This is a genomic window from Kiritimatiellia bacterium (genome assembly GCA_026417735.1).
Taxonomy (GTDB): domain Bacteria; phylum Verrucomicrobiota; class Kiritimatiellia; order PWTM01; family PWTM01; genus CAACVY01.
Window position 1 is genome coordinate 66551 of record JAOACR010000003.1, and the last position, 18132, is coordinate 84682.

General features: G+C 68.5%; 15 protein-coding genes. 7 read left to right on the forward strand and 8 right to left on the reverse strand.

The window, feature by feature from the left end; all coding sequences use genetic code 11:
* Nucleotides 1-9: 9 nt before the first annotated feature.
* Nucleotides 10-1347 carry a PEGA domain-containing protein gene (locus N2652_00440; GenBank protein ID MCX7817680.1) on the forward strand — a complete coding sequence of 446 codons (1338 nt, stop codon included), beginning with the start codon at nt 10-12 and terminating at the stop codon, nt 1345-1347.
* Here N2652_00440 and N2652_00445 read toward each other — a convergent pair.
* The gene (locus tag N2652_00445) at nt 1286-1693 is read right to left on the reverse strand and encodes a DUF192 domain-containing protein (protein MCX7817681.1); all 408 of its coding nucleotides are present in this window, start codon (nt 1691-1693) and stop codon (nt 1286-1288) included. The genes N2652_00440 and N2652_00445 overlap by 62 nt on opposite strands.
* A 133-nt stretch (nt 1694-1826) precedes the next feature.
* Between N2652_00445 and N2652_00450 the strand changes: the two genes are divergently transcribed.
* Genes N2652_00450 through N2652_00475 form a run of 6 tightly spaced genes read left to right on the forward strand, consistent with a single transcriptional unit; the run spans nt 1827 to nt 8717 of the window.
* Nucleotides 1827-4244, forward strand: a complete 2418-nt coding sequence (locus N2652_00450) for a glycoside hydrolase family 127 protein (protein MCX7817682.1) — start codon at nt 1827-1829, stop codon at nt 4242-4244.
* Nucleotides 4217-5635, forward strand: a complete 1419-nt coding sequence (locus tag N2652_00455; GenBank protein ID MCX7817683.1) for a sulfatase-like hydrolase/transferase — start codon at nt 4217-4219, stop codon at nt 5633-5635. Before N2652_00450 ends, N2652_00455 begins: the two co-directional genes overlap by 28 nt.
* A complete protein-coding gene (locus tag N2652_00460) occupies nt 5632-5985 on the forward strand; it encodes a divalent-cation tolerance protein CutA (protein ID MCX7817684.1) in 354 nt (117 codons plus the stop codon). The genes N2652_00455 and N2652_00460 overlap by 4 nt, the downstream gene beginning before the upstream one ends.
* A gap of 40 nt (nt 5986-6025) precedes the next feature.
* Nucleotides 6026-7276, forward strand: coding sequence for a hemolysin family protein (locus N2652_00465; protein ID MCX7817685.1), 1251 nt, complete (start codon nt 6026-6028; stop codon nt 7274-7276).
* Nucleotides 7273-8253 (forward strand): CNNM domain-containing protein, encoded by a 981-nt coding sequence (locus tag N2652_00470; protein ID MCX7817686.1) that lies wholly within the window; start codon nt 7273-7275, stop codon nt 8251-8253. Before N2652_00465 ends, N2652_00470 begins: the two co-directional genes overlap by 4 nt.
* Nucleotides 8250-8717: an NYN domain-containing protein gene (locus N2652_00475; protein MCX7817687.1), complete on the forward strand. Its 468-nt coding sequence runs from the start codon at nt 8250-8252 to the stop codon at nt 8715-8717. The genes N2652_00470 and N2652_00475 overlap by 4 nt, the downstream gene beginning before the upstream one ends.
* 4 nt (nt 8718-8721) lie before the next feature.
* On the opposite strand, the gene N2652_00480 is transcribed toward N2652_00475, so the two are convergent.
* From N2652_00480 to N2652_00510, 7 genes are all read right to left on the reverse strand, one after another.
* On the reverse strand, nt 8722-9003 hold the full coding sequence (locus tag N2652_00480; protein ID MCX7817688.1) for a NifU family protein: 282 nt from the start codon (nt 9001-9003) through the stop codon (nt 8722-8724).
* 89 nt (nt 9004-9092) lie between these two features.
* Nucleotides 9093-10226 (reverse strand): lipid-A-disaccharide synthase, encoded by a 1134-nt coding sequence (lpxB, locus tag N2652_00485; protein ID MCX7817689.1) that lies wholly within the window; start codon nt 10224-10226, stop codon nt 9093-9095.
* Entirely contained in the window at nt 10223-11170 is a 948-nt protein-coding gene (locus N2652_00490; GenBank protein MCX7817690.1) for a Gfo/Idh/MocA family oxidoreductase, read from the reverse strand. The genes lpxB and N2652_00490 overlap by 4 nt, the downstream gene beginning before the upstream one ends.
* Nucleotides 11167-12063: a UDP-2,3-diacylglucosamine diphosphatase LpxI gene (lpxI, locus tag N2652_00495; protein MCX7817691.1), complete on the reverse strand. Its 897-nt coding sequence runs from the start codon at nt 12061-12063 to the stop codon at nt 11167-11169. The genes N2652_00490 and lpxI overlap by 4 nt, the downstream gene beginning before the upstream one ends.
* Nucleotides 12047-14527 carry a serine/threonine protein kinase gene (locus tag N2652_00500; protein ID MCX7817692.1) on the reverse strand — a complete coding sequence of 827 codons (2481 nt, stop codon included), beginning with the start codon at nt 14525-14527 and terminating at the stop codon, nt 12047-12049. Before N2652_00500 ends, lpxI begins: the two co-directional genes overlap by 17 nt.
* A 99-nt stretch (nt 14528-14626) precedes the next feature.
* The gene (locus N2652_00505; protein MCX7817693.1) at nt 14627-16735 is read right to left on the reverse strand and encodes a heparinase II/III family protein; all 2109 of its coding nucleotides are present in this window, start codon (nt 16733-16735) and stop codon (nt 14627-14629) included.
* Between the two features lie 402 nt (nt 16736-17137).
* Nucleotides 17138-18073 carry a hypothetical protein gene (locus N2652_00510; GenBank protein ID MCX7817694.1) on the reverse strand — a complete coding sequence of 312 codons (936 nt, stop codon included), beginning with the start codon at nt 18071-18073 and terminating at the stop codon, nt 17138-17140.
* Between the last annotated feature and the right edge of the window lie 59 nt (nt 18074-18132).

Sequence of the window (18132 nt, forward strand, 5' to 3'; positions counted from 1 at the left end):
GCGATGCGGATGCGGAGAACCCCCGCGGAGTTCGCGGTGCTGGTGGCGCTGGTGCTGGTCGGTTGCGACGCCGGGCCGAAGGGCGACGGGCAGATCCGCATCACGAGTGATCCGGAGGGCGCCGCGGTGACGCTCAACGGCCGCGGGGTGGATCCGACGCCGACGACCGTCACCCGTCTGCCGGCCGGCAGCTACCTCATCAAGATTGAGAAGGCGGGATACCTGCCCGTCTACCGCACCGCGGCGATCCTCGAAGGCGGCCGGGCGACGGTTGAGGTCAAGCTGGAACCCGCGTTCGGACTGGCGCTGGTGGACTCCAAACCGCAGGGGGCGGAGGTTCACATGGACGGGGTGTTCCGGGGCCGGACGCCGCTGTTTATGGTCGACGTGCCGCCGGGCCGTCACCGGTTCCGGTTCGAAGCGCCGGGCCGCTTGCCGCGCGAAGTGGAGGAGGATTTCAACGACCGCGTGCCGCGCCGCGTGTTCGTCGAACTGCCCGGGAATGCGGGACGATTGGCGGTCCGCTCCACGCCGCCGGGCGCCACCGTGCGTCTGAACGGGGTGGAGCGGGGGCGTACGCCCTGCGAGATCGAGGACGTCCCGGCGGGCGAGAATGTGGTGGAAATACTGCTGGCCGGCTATCGGCCGTTCACCGAGAAGGTCGAGGTGCGCGCGCAGGAGACCCGCGAGATTGCGGGTGTGCTGCAGGCGATCCCGACGACGCTGCGCATCGAGTCGCTACCGCGGGGCGCGCGCATCTATGTGAACAACCAGTACCGCGGGGACGCGCCGGTGGAGCTGACGGATCTGCCGCCGGGCGAACACCGCGTGCGCGCGGAGCTTCCGGGTTACGAGCCGATGGCGCGGACGGTGAACCTCGCCGCGCAAGCGATGGCGGTGGAGGAGTTCCGGCTGCAGAAGAACAGCGGGAAGATCGTGATTGTCAGCGAGCCTCCTGGCGCGCGCGTGTTCATCAATGGCGAAGAGAAGGGCGAAACACGGCCTGCCGCCGGCGGCGTGATCTCCGAACCGTTTGAAGTGGATCTCCTGCCGCCGGGCACCTACCAAGTGCGGTTGACCCGCCCCGGGTTCAGTCACACGCCGAAAACGGTGACCGTGGGGCCGAACGCGGTCGTGGACCTGCACGAGAAAATGGTTCGCCGGTATGTGCCCGACACGCGGGTGCGCATGAAGCTGGAGAGCGGCGAGATCGTGCGAGAGGGAATGCTGATGCGGAAGTTCCCGGACGGCTCGATCGAGCTCCAGCTCGACACCGGCACCATCCTCAAGATCGGGGCGGCAGAGATTCTGTCGATCGAGCCGTTGCGGGTGATGCCGCCCAGGTGAGGCGCAGGCCGGTCGACAGCGACGGCGGCGCCATCCACCCTGCGGTCGCCTCGATCGCGCCGACTGCCGAACGGCCGCCGAACGCGATCCGGCCGGGTCGCAAGTTGCGGACGATCCGAACGATCCGGTCCTCGCGATCAAAGAAGATCACATCGATCAAAAACCGCATGCCGAACGTGTGAACGGCACGACAGGGACGCAGCGCGAGCGCTTCGCCCGGCGGCGGTGGCGGATGGCCGAGCAGTCCTCGTGCGCGTTCGAGCGGACCTCGCGCGATGCGGACGAGGGGGATCACGACACCGCCCACTCGAACGGTTGTGAGTTGGTCGGATTGGCCCTCTGCCATGCGCAGTGTTCTAGGCAGGCCGGAGGAACAGCGCAAGCTCGCGAAGTCCGCCCGGCGCGGTTGCCGGCACCGCGGTCGTTTGTCGGTGCTTCGGCAAACCAGTAGGATCGCGCTCGTCGCTGGAGATCACCTGATGTGTGCACAGCTATTCGCGATCGTCGCGCTCGCGGGAAGTGCCGCCACGCCGCTGCAGCCGATTGATTTCTCTCGGGTCCGTGTGGAGGGATACTGGCGGGCACGCGTCGAGACCAACCGCCTCTCGACAATCCCGTATTGCTTCCGGAAGTGTGAGGAGACCGGACGAATTGCGAACTTCGCGCGCGCGGCCGGCCTCGAGCCGGGGACATTCACCGGCACCGCGTTCGACGACTCCGACGTGTACAAGGTGATCGAGGGGGCCGCCTGCTCGCTGGCGCTGACACCGGACGCCGCGCTGGACCGCTACCTCGACGACCTGATTGCGAAGATTGCTGGCGCGCAGGAGCCCGACGGGTATCTGTACACCGTGCGCCGTCTGCTACCGCCTGAGCGGCTTCCGCGCATGGCCGGTCGGGAGCGCTGGTCCAATCTGAAGGACAGCCACGAACTCTACAATCTGGGCCACCTGATCGAGGCGGCGGTCGCGCACTGGCGCTCCACCGGCAAGACCAATCTGCTGGCGGTGGCGCGGCGGGCGGCGGACCTTGTGGCGTCGCTGTGGCTGGACCAGGGGATGGGGTGGCCGGAGGGGCATCCGGAGATCGAGCTCGCGCTGCTGCGGCTGGCGGATGCGACCGGCCAGCCGAGGTATCGCGAGGCGGCGCGGCGGCTGATGGAGATCCGCGGGCGGCCGGAGACGCACCGCCTTTACGGGCCGTACGCGCAGGACCATCAGCCGGTGCTGGAACAGCGCGAGGCGGTCGGGCACGCGGTCCGCGCGCTGTATCTCTACACAGCGATGGCGCGATATGCGGGGATCTCGGCGGAACCTGCGTGGCGCGAGGCGGTGCGGGCGCTGTGGGAGGACATCGTCCGCCACAAGCTGTACGTGACCGGCGGTTTGGGGGCGCGGGGGGCGGGCGAATCGTTCGGCGCCGCCTACGAGCTGCCGAACGAAACCGCCTACGCGGAAACCTGTGCGGCGATTGCAGGCGTGTTGTTCAGCTCTGCGATGCTGCAGTTGGAGGCCGACGCGCGCCATGCCGATGTGCTGGAGCGAATTTTGTACAACGGCGTGCTGTGCGGTGTCTCGCTCCGCGGCGATCGTTTCTTCTATCCCAATCCGCTCGCCTCGGACGGGCGTGGCGGCTTCAACCACGGCCGGCCGGAGCGGCAGCCCTGGTTCGGCTGCTCGTGTTGTCCGGTGAACATCGCCCGGGCGATTCCACAGGTCGGGGGCTGGATGTATTCAGTTGGCGAGGGGCGAGTGTACGTGCACCTGTTCGAGGCCGGCGTCGCCACCGCCGATGTGGCGGGGGTGCGCGTCGAGTTGCGCCAGGCGACCCGCTATCCGTGGGCGGGCGAAGTGGCGATCGATGTGCGGCCGGAGCGGCCGGCCCGATTTGAACTGATGGTGCGGATTCCGGGCTGGGCGAAAGGCCGGCCGGTGCCGAGCGACCTTTACACGGACGTGACGCCGCCCACTGACGCGCCGCAGCTGTCCCTCAACGGTGAGCCGGTGGACCTCCAACGCTTGGAGCGAGGTTATGCGAGGCTGTCCAAGGTTTGGAACGTGGGCGACCGCGTCGAACTGCGCCTTCCAATGCTGCCGCGTCGGGTGCGATCCCATCCGGCGGTTTCGAACAACGCAGGACACGTCGCGCTGGAACGGGGACCGATCGTGTATTGCATCGAGGGAGCGGACCACCCGGGAGGCCGGGTGCGGAACCTGTGGTTGCCGGAGGACGCGCCGCTTTCGGCCGAGGAACGGCCGGAGCTGCTCGGCGGCGTGGTGGTGATCCGGGCCCCCGGGCGGGCACGGGGCGCGGTGGACCTCGGGCGGCTTGAGGACCGGCCGGCGGAGATCCTCGCGATCCCGTACAACGTGTGGTGTCACCGCGGTGCGAATGAAATGCGCGTGTGGATTCCGACCTCGCCGGCGGGTGTCACGCCGCATCCTGCGGCGACGCTGGAAGGTCGCGCGACGGTGAGCGCTTCGTTTTGCCACGCGGCCGACACCCCAGAGGCGGCGAACGACGGGGTGCTGCCGGCCTCGTCCAGCGACGGCGGCATTCCGCGGATGACATGGTGGGACCACCGCGGCACCTCGGAGTGGATACAGTATGAATGGCCCGCGCCGGTGCGCGTACGCGGGGTCGAGGTCTACTGGTTTGACGACACCGGCCGCGGACGGTGTCGTGTCCCGGCGAGCTGGGGGGTACGGGTGCGCGAGCGAGAGAAGTGGGTGGCGCCGCGCGGCGCGTGTCCGGAGGTACCCTCGGTGGAGCGGGATCGCTTCAATCGTGTCGAGTTCGAGCCGGTGGAGACCACCGCGTTGCGCATCGAGGTTGTTTTGCAACCGGAGTTCTCGGGCGGAGTACTGGAATGGCGCGTGATTCCGGCCGGCCCCTGATCGCCGGACTGGCTGCGATGGCCGGTCTCGCGCTGGGGGCGGTGGGGGCACCGCCGGCAGAGGACGGTCGGCCGGACATCGTTCTGCTGGCGGCCAGCGGCTGGCGTGCGGAATTTCCCGGCCGGGACGAGAATCCGGAGCGATGGATGCCCGCCGTCGCATCGCTCGCGGCGCGCGGGTTGCGATTTCGAAACGCGTACACGGTCTCCTCCGCGCCAGCCTTCGCGGAAGCGTCGCTGCTGTCGGGGCTGTATCCGAGTGTGATTCCATCGCCGCAGCGCGCGTTTCCGGTACCCCTGGCCGCCGCGCCGTTTTTGCCCCGGCGGTTTCGAGAGGCGGGATGGTACACGGTGCACATTGGCGCATGGCGACTCGGTTTGCCGCCCGAGCGGGTGGGATTTGAAGCGGCGGCGCTCGCGTTCGGACGGGGGGGCGCGGATGCCGGAGTACGCGTGTGCCGGTTCGATGGTCGCGTAGAGCAGATGGGGTGCCATGCAGACGACTGGATTGCGGAGCAGGCCGCCGAAACGTTGATGCGCAGCGCGCGGCCCTTGTTCCTCGTTGTGATCTGGCAGGGGCCGGCGGGCGAACCGGCGTGGGGGGAGGGTGGGGGACCGCTGCCCGTTCTTTGGGATGACGAACTGATCGGCCGGCCGGCGTATTTGCCGACGGGGCTTCACCGCGCGCGCGCACGCGCGGCGGGCGCAACCAACGCAGCCGGCGCGGCGCGAGTGGCGGCGGGCTACCGCGAAGCGCTCCGAGCACTGGATCGGCGCATCGGCCGCGTATTGGCCGCGCTGGAATCCAGGCGGAGCGGGCGGCCGGTGTGCGTGCTGCTGACCAGTTTGCACGGCTGGCTCGCCGGAGAACACGGACTGATTGGCGCCGGCCTGCCGTACGAACCGTCGATTCGGGTGCCACTGATCCTGGTGGCGCCGCAAGTGCGAGGCGGCGAGGATGAGCGCTGGGCGTTGACGGTGGACGTGGCCCCGACGCTGGCGGCGCTGGCCGGGTTGGCGCCGGCCGCCCCCTGCCACGGTCGGCCGTTATGGCCGCCTGCGCCGGACTGGCGGGAGGGGATTTTGCACGAGCTGCCCGCCCCGCGTGAGGGCGCCCGCGCAGCGTGGTGCTGGCGGGAGGGACCGCTGAAATATGTACGAAGCGAGATGCCGGGTGAGCCGGGTGCGCTCGCGTCGGAAGAATTGTATGACCTGGCTGCGGATCCGTTTGAAACGAACAATCTTGCGATCGACCGTCGTCGGCAGGGGCAGATCGGCGCGCTGGCGGGTGCGTTGCGTCGCGCGCAGTGCACGATCGAGCTCGATCGCCGCCGGTTGGCTGGGCCAGATGAGCGGCCGGCGAAGAAAGAGGTTATGATGCGGGCGCGATGAAGACGCTGTGGGTGTACATCACTGTGCCGGACGTTGCGACCGGGCGCCGCCTAGCGGAGCGCTGGGTCGAGGAGCGGCGCATTGCGTGCGCGAACATCGTGCCGCGGATCGAGGCGATCTATCGGTGGAAGGGGCGGCTTGAGCGCGGGCGAGAGGCGGCACTGATCGTAAAGACGACGACGCGCCGCTGGCGTGCGCTGCTGGACGCGGTGCGCCGGGACCATCCGTACGAGTGTCCGTGTGTGCTGGCGTTGGAGGTCTCGCGTGGCGCGGCGCCGTTTCTGGGGTGGATTGCCGCGGAGACTGGCGCTTCCGCTGGCGTCCGTGCGCGGCGGTGCAGCGCCGAATGAACGTGCGTTTGCCACTCACAACCGTGCCGGCGGCGTGGGTATGATGTGGGCGGTCGACATCGTGCTGTTCATCGCGCTGCTGGCGGCGTCGGCGTTCAATTCGTCGGCGGAGACGCTGTTTTTTTCGCTCGACCCGCTCCACGTCCGCCGGATCGTCAGCGCCCGGCCCTCGATTGAGCGGGGACTTCGGGAGCTGCTCGCGGAGCCCCGGCGGCTGCTGTCGTCGGTGCTGATTCTGAACGTGCTGGTGAACATTGCCGCGTCCGCGGTGTTTTACCGGATGATGCGGCGGGTGTGGCCGGAGTCGGCCGAGGCGCTGAGCATCGTTGCGATGACGGCGATCTTGCTGGTGTTCGGGGAATTCGGACCGAAGCAGGCGGCAATGGTGCTGGGGCCGCGGCTGGTGCCGGCGTACATCGGACCGGTGCGTTGGGCAATTTCGCTTGCCGCGCCGCTGCGAGCCGCGCTCGAGTGGGCGACCGCGCGGGTCGAACCCTGGCTGCGGCCCGACCGGCCGGGACTGACGGGCGCCGAGTTTCGAAGTTTGGTGGAGATCAGCCAACAGCAGGGCGTGCTGGACGAGGAGGAGTTCTCGCTGATCAAGGCGATCATCAGTCTGGAGACGATGACCGCCGCGGACGCGATGACGCCACGGGTGGATCTCAAGGGCATCAATCTCGACGATCCCGCGCAGGACCCGGTCGCGGTGGCACGGGCGTCGCGGCGGCACTTTCTGCCGTTGTTTCGCGGCACGCTGGATCAGATCGAGGGGCTGCTGGACGTGCGTCGGTTTCTGCTGGATCCCGCACATTCCCTGGAGGCCGCCCGGCTGCCGCCGATGTACGTGCCGGAGAATCTGCGGTTGAACCGTCTGCTCGCGGACTTCCAGAGCAGCGGCCGGCGGGTGGCGGTGGTGGTGGACGAGTTCGGCGGCACTTCCGGGCTGATCACGCGCGGCGACATCCTCGAGCGGATCACCGGCGAGATTTACCAGGAGATGAGCCGGCCGCGGCCGGTGTTCCAGGAGGCGGGGCCAAACCGGTGGCTGGTGGATGCGACCCTGAGCCTGGAAGATCTGAACCGCAAGCTCGGCGTGCAGCTGAGTGCGGACGGCGCGGACCGGCTGGCGGGGTGGGTATCCGCGCACGCGGGCCACCTGCCACAGCCCAACGAGGTGGTTGAGGCGCAGGGAGTGCGGGTGACGGTGCTGCAGGCGGAGCGCCGGCGGGTGACCCTCGCGCACATCGAGAAACTTCCGGAATCGTCCGGGAGCGGAGAGAGCGCGCGATGATCGTGCTGGAAGTGATGGCGCTGCTGGTTGCGCTCCTTGGCAGCGCGTTTTTTGCCGGCATCGAGACCGGCGTGATCGCGATGAACCGTTTGCGGCTGCGGCACCTTGTGCAGCACCGGGTGCGCGGCGCCGCGGAGATCGAGGCGATGCTGGAGCGTCCGGACGTGCTGCTGGGCACCACGCTGGTGGGCACGAACCTCTGCCACGTGACGATGGCGGTGGTCGCCTCGCATCTCGCGGTGCGGGCGGGCTGGCGGTGGGCCGAGGCGATCGCGGGCGCGGTGGTGACGCTCGTGCTACTGGTGTTCGGCGAATACGTGCCGAAGGCGTGGTTCCAGGCGTTCCCGACCCATCGCGTGCTGCCGTGGGCGCGGCTGCTGCGCGCGGCCTCCGTGGTGCTGTTGCCCGCCCGTGTGGTGCTGGCCGCAATCGTGCGTCCGTTTCTGCGGCCCGCCGCACCGGCCGCCAGTGCGGCGCCGTTGCTCACGCGCGACGAATTTGTGCACCTCGCGCACGAAGGCCGCCAAAGCGGGATTCTCTCGCCGGTGGAGGCGAACATGATCACCGGCGTGATCCGCATCGGCGGAATCCGCTGTCGCGATATCATGCGCCCCATCGAACAGGCCACCGTGGTGCCGAAAGGGATGCCGGTGCCGGAGCTGCTCGCGATCGCGCGCACGACGGACTTCTCCCGCTTCCCGGTGCGCGATCCGAACAGCGGTGAAATCGTGGGCGTGGTGAACATCTACGACGTGCTGTCGGACGCGGACGCGGAACGCCGGACGGTGGACCATTACATGCGCCGACCGCAGCTGGTCGCGGAGCATACGATTGCCGACCACGTGATGCCGCGGATGCGCGTCACTCGGCAGCCGCTGATGCTGGTGGCGGACGAGGGGGGTCGGGTGACCGGAATTCTCACGCTCGAAGATGTGCTCGCGATTATGGTGGGCCAGCCGAAGGCCGCTCCGGCATGAGCTGGCGGCGCCCATGCGTGCTGGTGGACGGCTACAACCTGCTCTATCGCCTGGAGGGCGCTCGCGCGGGCGGGGGTGGATGGGCGGCCCGGCACCGGTTGATCCGCGAGCTGGAGCGGACCGTTGGACTGATCGCGGAGCGGGTGACTGTGGTGTTCGACGGCCGGCACGGCGCCGTGGCGGACGTTGGGGATTCCCTCGTAGAAGTCGTCTTTGCCCACCCGCCCCTCAGCGCGGATGCATGGATCGAGCGAGCGGTGCGTGCCGCTGCGGAACCCCAGGCGGTGCTGGTGGTCAGTTCCGACCGACTGGTGCGGCAGTCAGCCGAAGCGGCGGGCGCGGTGACGATGGGGTGCAGCGAATTTCTTGAACTCTGCAGCAGGGCCCGCCGGTCGCAGCCGCCGCCCACACCGCCGCCCGGGCGGCGCTTCGGACCGTCGCTCGGGGATGCGTTCCCGACCTAACGCATCAGCGCCCGTGGTCGGTCACGTCGATCACCCGGCCGACCTCTGGGATCTGCTCGCGAAGAAACGCCTCAATGCCCCGGTGCACGGTCATTCGCGCGCCGGGACAGCCGCGGCAGCCGCCGCCCAGCTCGAGCAGTACGTCGTGGTTCTCGACGCCGACCAGCCGGGCGAATCCGCCGTGGCTGGCGAGCGCGGGGTTGACGTGGTCCTCGATCAGACGGCGGACACGTTCTTCGAACGAGGTGGACGGCTCGGGCGCGGGCACGGTATTGGACTGGCTCATCAGCTCTCCGTGGGTTGCGCGCACAACATAGACGCGTGGAGTGGCGCGCGCAAGCGGCGCTGACCGTCCGCCGCACTGTCGCGCGGAGATTACGACGCGGCGCAGTGCAGTTCGTCCGCCACGATCGCAGCTGCCCGTTCGGCGGCACCGGGCGGGCCGAGCTGCTCGCGGATCCGTTCGTAGCCGACCAGCATGTCGCGCCGCGCGGCGCTCTCCTCGATCAACGGCAAGATCGCGGCCGTGAGCGCTGCCGGGGTGGCCTGGTGCTGGATCAGTTCGGGGCAGACCTGTTCGCCGGCGATGAGGTTCGCCATGCCGATATAGCGCACGCGGACCAGCCGGCGCCCGATCGCGTAGCTCAGCGGATGCGCCCGGTAAACGATCACCTGGGGGCAGCCCAGCAGGGCGGCCTCGACGGTGGCGGTACCCGAAGCCACCCAGGCGGCATCCGCGGAACGCAGGATGTCGCGGGCGCGGCCAATCGCGACGGGGAGATTCGTCGCGTCCGCGAGTGGGCGGATCAGCGCGTGCGCGGCCGAGTCGGCGGCGGCGATCAGGAACGCGGTCCCACGCCGCTGCTCGCGCAGCGATTTGGCGGCGGCGGCCAGACACGGCAGGATGCGGGAGATTTCCTGGCGGCGGCTGCCGGGTAACAGCGCGACGCGAGGCGAGCCTGGGGGCCAGAGGTCCGGCGGTGGCGGGGCGGTGATGAGCGGCCGCAGTTGATCCACCAGCGGGTGGCCGACGAAGTCCACTCGAAGGCCGGTACCGCGGAACACGTCGGGCTCGAACGGGAATATCGCAATCAGCCGGTGGACGCGGCGAGCCATCATTGGGATTCGCGAGCGATGCCACGCCCACACCTGGGGGCAGATGAAGTAGACGATCCGAATGCCGCGCCGCCGGAGGTCTCGTGCGAGCCGGAGGTTGAAGCCGGGGTAGTCCACCAGCATCGCGAGCTGCGGCGGTCGCCGTTCCACCTCCGCGAGGATGCGGCGGTGCAGGCGCACGAAGAAGCGAAGGTGGCGAAGCACCTCCACGAATCCCATCACCGCCGTGTCGCGGACATGGGCGAGAAGCCGAACGCCCTCGTGCGCTAGCGCGTCACCGCCCACTCCCCACACGTCGAGCGGTTCACAACGGGCGCGGAGCGCACGCAGCAGCGACGCCGCGTGAAGGTCGCCAGACATCTCGCCCGCGACCACGAGGAGCGAGGCGTTCACGAGGGGCCTTCGGCGAGGCGGCGGTGGATTTCGATCGCGAGCTGCAGCGCACGTGCCGCCTGGCGGCCATCCACCACCGGTTCCGCGTGCCGCGCAACGCAGTCGACGAACGAGGCCAGCTCATTGCGCAGCGGCTCTCCCCGCTCAATGGGCACCGCCTCGCGCACGATCCGTCCGCGGTCGAGCCGATAGATCTCGCCGCTTTGGTTCAGATAGTCGAGCGAGACGTAGGCCTGTTCGTAAAACACTCGGATTTTGCGCATGCGTTCCGGGCTAATCCGGCTGGCGGTGACGTTCGCGATCGTGCCGTCCGCGAATGAAAGCCGGACGTTCGCAATGTCCTCGGTGGGACTGAGCACCGGCACGCCGACTGCGCGGATCTCGGCGACGGGCGCGCGGACCAGATGCAGTAGGATTTCCAAGTCGTGGATCATCAGGTCGAGAATCACGCTGACCTCGGTGCCGCGGGGAGGGCCGTCCGGCCGGCCGGGGGGATAGGGGGCGAGCCGATGCGCCTCGACAAAGCGAGGGCGGCCGGCCGCATGCTCCAGCACGGACAGCACGGGGTTGAACCGCTCGACGTGGCCGACCTGCAAAATGCAGCCGCGCGCCTCCGCGAGCGCGACCATTTCCTGCGCCTCAGCGGTGGTTGCCGCGATGGGTTTTTCGACCAGAAGGTGGAGGCCGCGGGAGAGCAGTGCGACCGCGACCTCGCGATGACGGTCGGTCGGGACCACCACGCTGGCGGCCTCGACGCGGCTGGCGAAATCGTCGAGCGAACCTGCGGCGTATGCGCCGTAACGGTGCGCGATCGTCTCGGCGCGGCGCGCATCCAGGTCATAGATGGCGGCGAGCGTTGCGCCGGGCAGGGAGGCGTAGATGCGCGCATGGTGCTCGCCGAGGCTGCCGACGCCGACCACGCCCACGCGGACCGGTGCGCTCACAGGGACAGGGACTCCCCGCCGGAGTCATCCGGCGGCAACGCGACCCAGGCCAGATTCATCCGATCAGCCTCCTCGATGAGTCGGGCCCGTTCGAGCAGGATCGTGCGTCCCGCCTCCACCGCGAGCGCGCGCACACGTGCCCGGCGCAGCACGCGCATCGTCCGGGCGCCGATCACGGGAATGTCGTAACGCAGATCGTGGCCGGTACGGGCGGTCTTCACCACCACGGCGCCTGCGCCAGCCAGCGCGCCGCCCCGTCGAATGGCCGCATCGGTACCCTCAAAGGCTTCCACGGCGAGCACGACTCCTTCCTTCACCACCACGGTCTGCCCGACCTCCAGCGCGCTGGTCGCTTTGGCGACGCGACGGCCCAGTGCGATGTCCGACCACTCCCGTTCGTCGGGTTCGCGCCGGCTCAGGCGCCCCGGCGCCGGCATCGCATCTTCCATGAAGCGGCAGGCGGGATGCACGCGCAGGCCAAGATCCTCGAGGCGGGCGACGAGCGCCCCGAAAATGGTCCGGGCATTCCGCGCCGGGAGTTGCCGGAGCAGCTCCATCATCGCAGCGTCGGGCCGCGCGCGGAAGAGGCTCAGCGGTGAGATCTGACCCGCCATCACCGCGTCGGACGCACCCGTCGCCTGAACCGCTGCGAGAAACTCGTTCATCGCGCCGACGCGCACGGTGCGGACCTCGTCGGCGAGGCGGCGCACGGCGCGGTCGGTTTCGCCCGGGAACGCGATCACCGACAGACGGCGGACCCCATGGCGTCGCGCGGACTCCGCCAGCAGCCGCGGGTAGATTCCACGACCGGCAATGAGGAGCAGGTGCGATGGCACTGCCGCGGCCGTGGAATCCGCGAACGCGCTCGGCGACGTATCACCAGAAGAATTCATCCTGTCCGCCGATGCGGCGCTTCATCGTCCGGCCCAGCAGCCTCACAACCTGACGGCGGGCGTCCACCACGCCGTAGGCGACGCGGATCGGCTGATCGAGTGCGAAGCCGGTGCCGACCGAGTTGCGGAACCAACGGTAGCCTTCCTGCGAGAACTCCACCCGTATGGTGGAGGAGTCCATCCCCAGGTCCGTCACGTACATGCCGGGGCCGGTTTCGGAAATCGGGCCTCGGAAGCGGAACCGGAGTCGGATGACGCGGCCGTCGAGTTCACGCAAGCGCGAGGTGAGCTCGCTGACATTGACCTGTTCGATATCGGAGGTGTCCACGCTGTCGGCGGGTGTGTCGGGCGCCGGGGTCTCACTGCGGGCGGTCTTTGGGGTGCTGACGGGAGCAAGCGACTCGCCGGTGGGCGCTTTGGCGAAAGTCCGAATCGCAGCATCGAGCGCGGCGATCTCGGCTGCGCGTCCCCATTGGAAGACGTCGGTGTCGCGATAGGCGGGGGTTGCGGCGGCGAGTGATTCGGCGGCCGCATCGAAATCGCGGGCTTCGACCTTCGCTTTCACGTCGTCCACAGCGCGGTCGGCGCGGATGTTCAGGACGATGCGGCGCCAGTCGGCAAGCCACGCGGTCAGGTCTTCCGTGGGGAGGCTAATTCGCTGGGCGGCCGCCAGCTGCATTTCCACCGCGGCGAACTGGCCCTCCGCGAGCAGGAACCGGGCCGCGTTCAGCGGAAAGTGAGCCTCGTCCGCTGCACGGAGGAGGTCGAGGATGTCCTGCTGCGAGAACCGGAGGAGGTCGTGATCGGTTTCCGCGGTGCCTTCGCCCAGACGGCGCGACACAATCACGCGGGTGCCGCGGACGGCGAGCACGGTACCTGTGACGCCGGAGGTGAACCGAATCGGGCGCCCCCACAGCGCTCGGGAGTTGTCCGCGAGGATCGCGAACAAGCCCTGCAGCGAAGCGATTCGTTCCGCTTCTCGTTCGACCTGCGCCCGCATCGCATGGGCAGGGTGATCACGCAGCCATGCCCGGAGGCGCTCGAGCGCCCCGCCGTGGTTGCGCCGGGCACAATCGGTGATCACCTCCTGCATCAGCTTCAGATACTCGCGGTACTCTGGCCAGGGAGGATGCGCGGCTGCCTCTGCGACCGCTGTGGTGGTCGCCGCGGATGCCTCGGCCGTCGGTGGCGGCGGTGACGTTTGCGTAGCGACCACCGTCACCTCGGCGGTGGCGGGGGGAACCGGCCGCGGAGGACGCGGCGGGCGGGGAGCGGGCGCGACCGCAGGGGGGTGGGTCGTCGGCGAGGTGATCGGGGATGGCGCGGGCGCCGGCGCGGGTTCGGGAGGCGGTGGCTTCGCCGCTGCCGGCGGGCGCGGGGTGGGGCGACGCAGCGGAGAACCGGGCCAGAGGAACAGAAAAAGGTCCAACGCGAACAGCAGCGCTGCTACACCGGAAAGCGCCCACAACACCGGACGGCGGCGGTGGGGAAGAGTGGTCGGTAGGGGAGCCGGAGGGGCCTGGGGCGGCGAAAACACCGGTGGCGGCTTCGGGCGGACGACCGGCGCGGCCACTTTGGGCTGCGCGGTGCGGCGGATCGTACTGGAGCCGGGATAGGCCAGCGGCGGCAGCGGCGGCAGGCCGGCCTGCACGCGTTCGAGGTCAGCCAGCACGGCCTCCCAGTTGTTGGGTCGCTGGTCGCGGTCTTTCACCATCATCTTCTCGACCAGCATCGAGAAGTTGGCGGACACCGAAGGATTCACCTCGGCCGGATCGGTGAGGGTCCCTTCGAGGTGCTGGCGCATCGCTTCCTGGTCCGTGCAGTGCTCGAACGGCAGCACGCCGGTGACCAGGTGATACATCACCGCGCCGAGCGAGTAGATGTCCACGCGGCAGTCGATGTCCGCAAGTCCTCTCACCTGCTCAGGCGACATGTAGTTCGGGGTGCCGATGGTGACATCTCGCAGCAGTTGCGCCTCGGCCGAGATGTTGCTCCGGCTGATGCCCGAAAAATCGGCCACCTTGACCGAGCCGTCGTCGTCCACCAGGATGTTGCCCGGCTTCAGGTCGCAGTGGATCAAACCCGCTTTGTCCCACGCGTACTGAAGCGCACGCGCGACGGTGTCCGCGATCGTGAGCGTGTCCCGTTCAGCGAGGACACCCTTTCGCGAAAGCCAGTCGGCCACACTGTAGGCGGCGACATATTCCATCACGAAGTATGGAACGCCGTTGATTTCGCCCGCCTCATAAACCTGAAGGATGTTCGGATGCTTCAGGTTCGCAACCGAGTTGGCTTCCAGCCGGAACTGCGCGACCGCGGAGGGATCCGAAAGCAGCTCCTCTCGCAATACCTTGATCGCGACGACACGATTCAACGACTGCTGACGGGCCTTGTAGACGATGCCCATCGCGCCGTCGCTGATCTTCTCAAATATTTCGTAGCCAGGTACTTGTATTACCGGCATCTCCGTCTCGTCCGCCGTTGCTCCTTGTCGATGGACCGGTACGATCGCCGACTGCGAACTATACGGAGAGAACCGCAGCGCGGCAACCCGCGCGACCGCCTACTCGAGCGATCGGCCCTGAACCCGCATGCGCGGGACGTCCGCGGAGAGCTCCCAAGACCGACCGCCCGCGGACAAACGGGCGCGGATCACGCCGTTTTCCCCTGCCAGCGCATCGAGCCGCGCGTTCTCTGCATCGTCTCCCCAGCAGAGCGCCCACGTGAGATGCCATTCGGAGGCGGTCTGCCGAAAGATGGTCACCGGCACCCGGTCGGTGGTCGAGGCCCCGACCCCGTGGGCCCGGACCGCGGAGAATGGCTCGCGAGCGGCGGCGAGCAGTCGAATGGGGCGGTCTCCCTCCCCCCGGACCGAAGACACCACCCGTTCGGCTGGCTCCGCAAGGATCGCGTCTCGCAGCCAGCGGTAGCCTGGCGCGGATGGGGGCGACCACGGCCGGCCCGGCTGATGGTCGTGCCACGCGCCGGTCACGTGGACCGCCACGTCTAGCATCCGTGCGCGATCGGCCGTAACCCAATCCGCCACCCACAGGAGGTTGGAGTCAAGCAACGCAACCGTTCGCACGAAGCGCACCCCCGGATAGATCGGGCCGGCGTCGGTCATCGCGTATTCGATGCCATCGGCGGCACCGAACGCCAGGCACCGGCCCGTCGCCGGGTTCTGGGGTCGCTCGTCGATGGTGAGGGTGGAATGAGCAATCGAGGTTTTGTCCCATTCTCGATGGAGACGGGAACCATAGAGATGGGTGCCGCTGTCGGCGAGAATCCAACGGCGTGCGGAACGGAGCACCAGGTGGTTTTTGTCGAAGTGGCCATGTCCTCCGCCGTGCGGACCGTACTTCAGGCACAGCCATGTCGCATCGGGTCCTTCGCCCCGTTGCAGGATCGCGTAGCCGGCATCGGCGAGGTTACGCGAGCCCCCGTGCCGAGGAAGGGCAGGAGTGTCGGGCAGATCCCGCACGCCGTACCACAGCGCGAAGGGGCCGGAGCGTGACCCACCACTTCTTACCACCTCGGCGTAGGCGGGATCACCGTAGCGAGCCAGTGCCAGCTCGTAGTAGTTGGCCATCTCGCCAAGCGCGACTTCTGCCGAATCGTTGAAGGCCGGCAGACGGCCGTCCGGGGTGGCAACGCGCAGTGGCGCGTCGAACATACGCTTCAACGGCTCTCGATAGAGATCGAGGCCCGAGTTGCGCGCGGCCTCGGCCAGCGGAAGGAGCGCGCGCACCGTATAAAAGTGGTATCCCCAGGAGCCCTCGAACCACACGCCATCGGAAAGTACGCCACCGAGGAGGTTGGTGTGCCATCCGTGCGGCCCTGAAATCGCTTCGTACACCAGCTGGGTATCGCCGAGCAGAAAACCGGCGAGGCCGATCGCGGCGTTGCGATGGCATTGAATGTTGTGCACAACCGGCGAGCGCGACGGATTGCGAATGGTCTCCGCGATTGCGACACGCACAAGGCCCGTTTCAAACCGCTGCCGGTCGGCTGGATCCAGTCGAGGCCAGACGAAGTCGGCCCCCTGCAACAGCGGCACCAGCCAGGTCGCCTCGGAGAGCGGTTGCGAGGCCACGCGGCCACCCTGGCCCGGTTCTCGGACCGGCCGCCCTTGGTTATCGTGCCGTGCGTACGTGAGATACGCAGCGGCGTAGGCGCGCACGATCGCGATCGCCCGCTCCGCGTAGCGTTCGATCCCTGTCAGCGCCCATGCGAGGCCCGCGTCGCGCGCCTGCACGGCCAGCGCCTCGTGAACGGCCATGATCGAGTAACCGTCAAAGTCCAGCGCCGCGGTGGTGGGATCGCCGCGAAGTGTGTGGGGACCGACGGGGCAGTGGTGCTCCCAGGTCCATTCGCCGGTCCGCCGGCCCTCGCGCAGTCGCACGCCGTGCTCGGGACAGACGTAGTTGTGGTACCAGTTCCCACCCCGGGGCGGCAGTCGCAGCGGTTCGGCGATCGCCCGATCCAGATTGTCCAGCCTCTGCCGCCATAACTCCGACCAGGGCGCCGACCGGATTTTTTCGCGCACGGCGGCGAGACCTCGCGTGTCGAGCAGCAGCCGCGGGTGGGCGTCGGGATCGGCCGCGCCGGCCGAACAACCGAGCAGCAACCACCCGATACCAACCAGTCGCCGAAGAGGGTCACACGTCATCATGGATGGATCACCTCCAACCGGCCCCGGTGCCGAAGTCGGACACCTGGCCGGATGCAGTATTTCGGATGAATTCGCGCGCCCCGCGAGTTGTCCCCCCAACGCCGATTTGTGCCGCCTGAGCCCATTCCCGGTCGTCATACGCGGGGCGTAAGAACTCCCGCGGGCGCCGGTCGGAATGCCGAACGCAACGAAACTTCCAGATACCGTCGAGCGAGCGAACCAAGGGTTCGGGGTCGCCCGCGAGCACCGCAGCTTCGGTCGGACAGGCGTGCCGAATCGAGCACGGCGCAAGCTTGAGGATGACGAACACCGATTCGTCGTCCCACGGGCGTGCGCCGCCGGCGCGCGCGGCGGAGCGCATCATCCGCACGGGGAGGAGGAGCGGTCGTGTGCGCCGGGCGATCACTCGGGAGTCTCCGGCCAGGTGGTGAAGCGGATCCGCAATGTCGCCGCCAGTTCCGATGGGTCGAACGGCCTCCCCATCCATCGCAAGATACGATCGGCGTCAGCGGTGTTCCGATCCGGCGGCACGAGGGCGGCGACCCGACCGTCGCGGACCTCAACTTGCCAGTGCGACGAGTCCACGAGGTCGCCAGCGGAGATCTCTGCGACGAACGGCGGCGTTTCTCCGAAGCGCCAGTCCCACGAGCGATGCTGATCCGCCCGGCGGCGGATCGCATCCTGATCGAGATCGCCATCGGTCCATGCCTGGTCGGCAGGCCCCCACTCGCATTCAGCCTCCGCGCTGATCGCGGCCATGCAGCGTTCGACGGTCAGCCCCGCGTGCAGTGACGCGAGGTTCGCGACCGGTGCACGCACCGACGCGATTGCGGACGATCTCCGTATGGTGCACGACGGCGTCAGCGTCGTGCGCAGACGGTCGAGGTCGGCAGAGACCAACAGCGTGCCGTGATGCATCGCGACGTCGCCCCGCAGACGGAACGCGGTGCCCGCGACTTTGCACTCGCCGGCGAACAGCGACGTCCGGTTTTCGAGGCGAGTCACCACGCCGAGACGTGCGAGCGCCCGTCGGGTGAGTTCGAACAGTGTTGCCGGGCGGTACTGATTCCGGCGCATCAGAAACGAAAAACACAACACGCCGGGATCGTGCCAGACTGCGCCACCGCCGGAGGTCCTCCGCGCAAGGTGGACACCCCCCCGTTCCAGCGCGGCGGGGTCAGTCTCCGCCCACGGATTCTGGTGGCGGCCGATCACCACCGCGGGATCGTCCACATAAAACACAAGCAGCGGACCGTCGGTCGCGGCCTGCTCCAGAAGCCACTCTTCCGCGGCGAGATTCCACCACACATCACGGCCTTCCAAGCGGACGACGATCATCGGCGCGGTTCCCCTTGGAACAGGCACCCACTATGATACCTGGAGTCAAACCCAAAGGA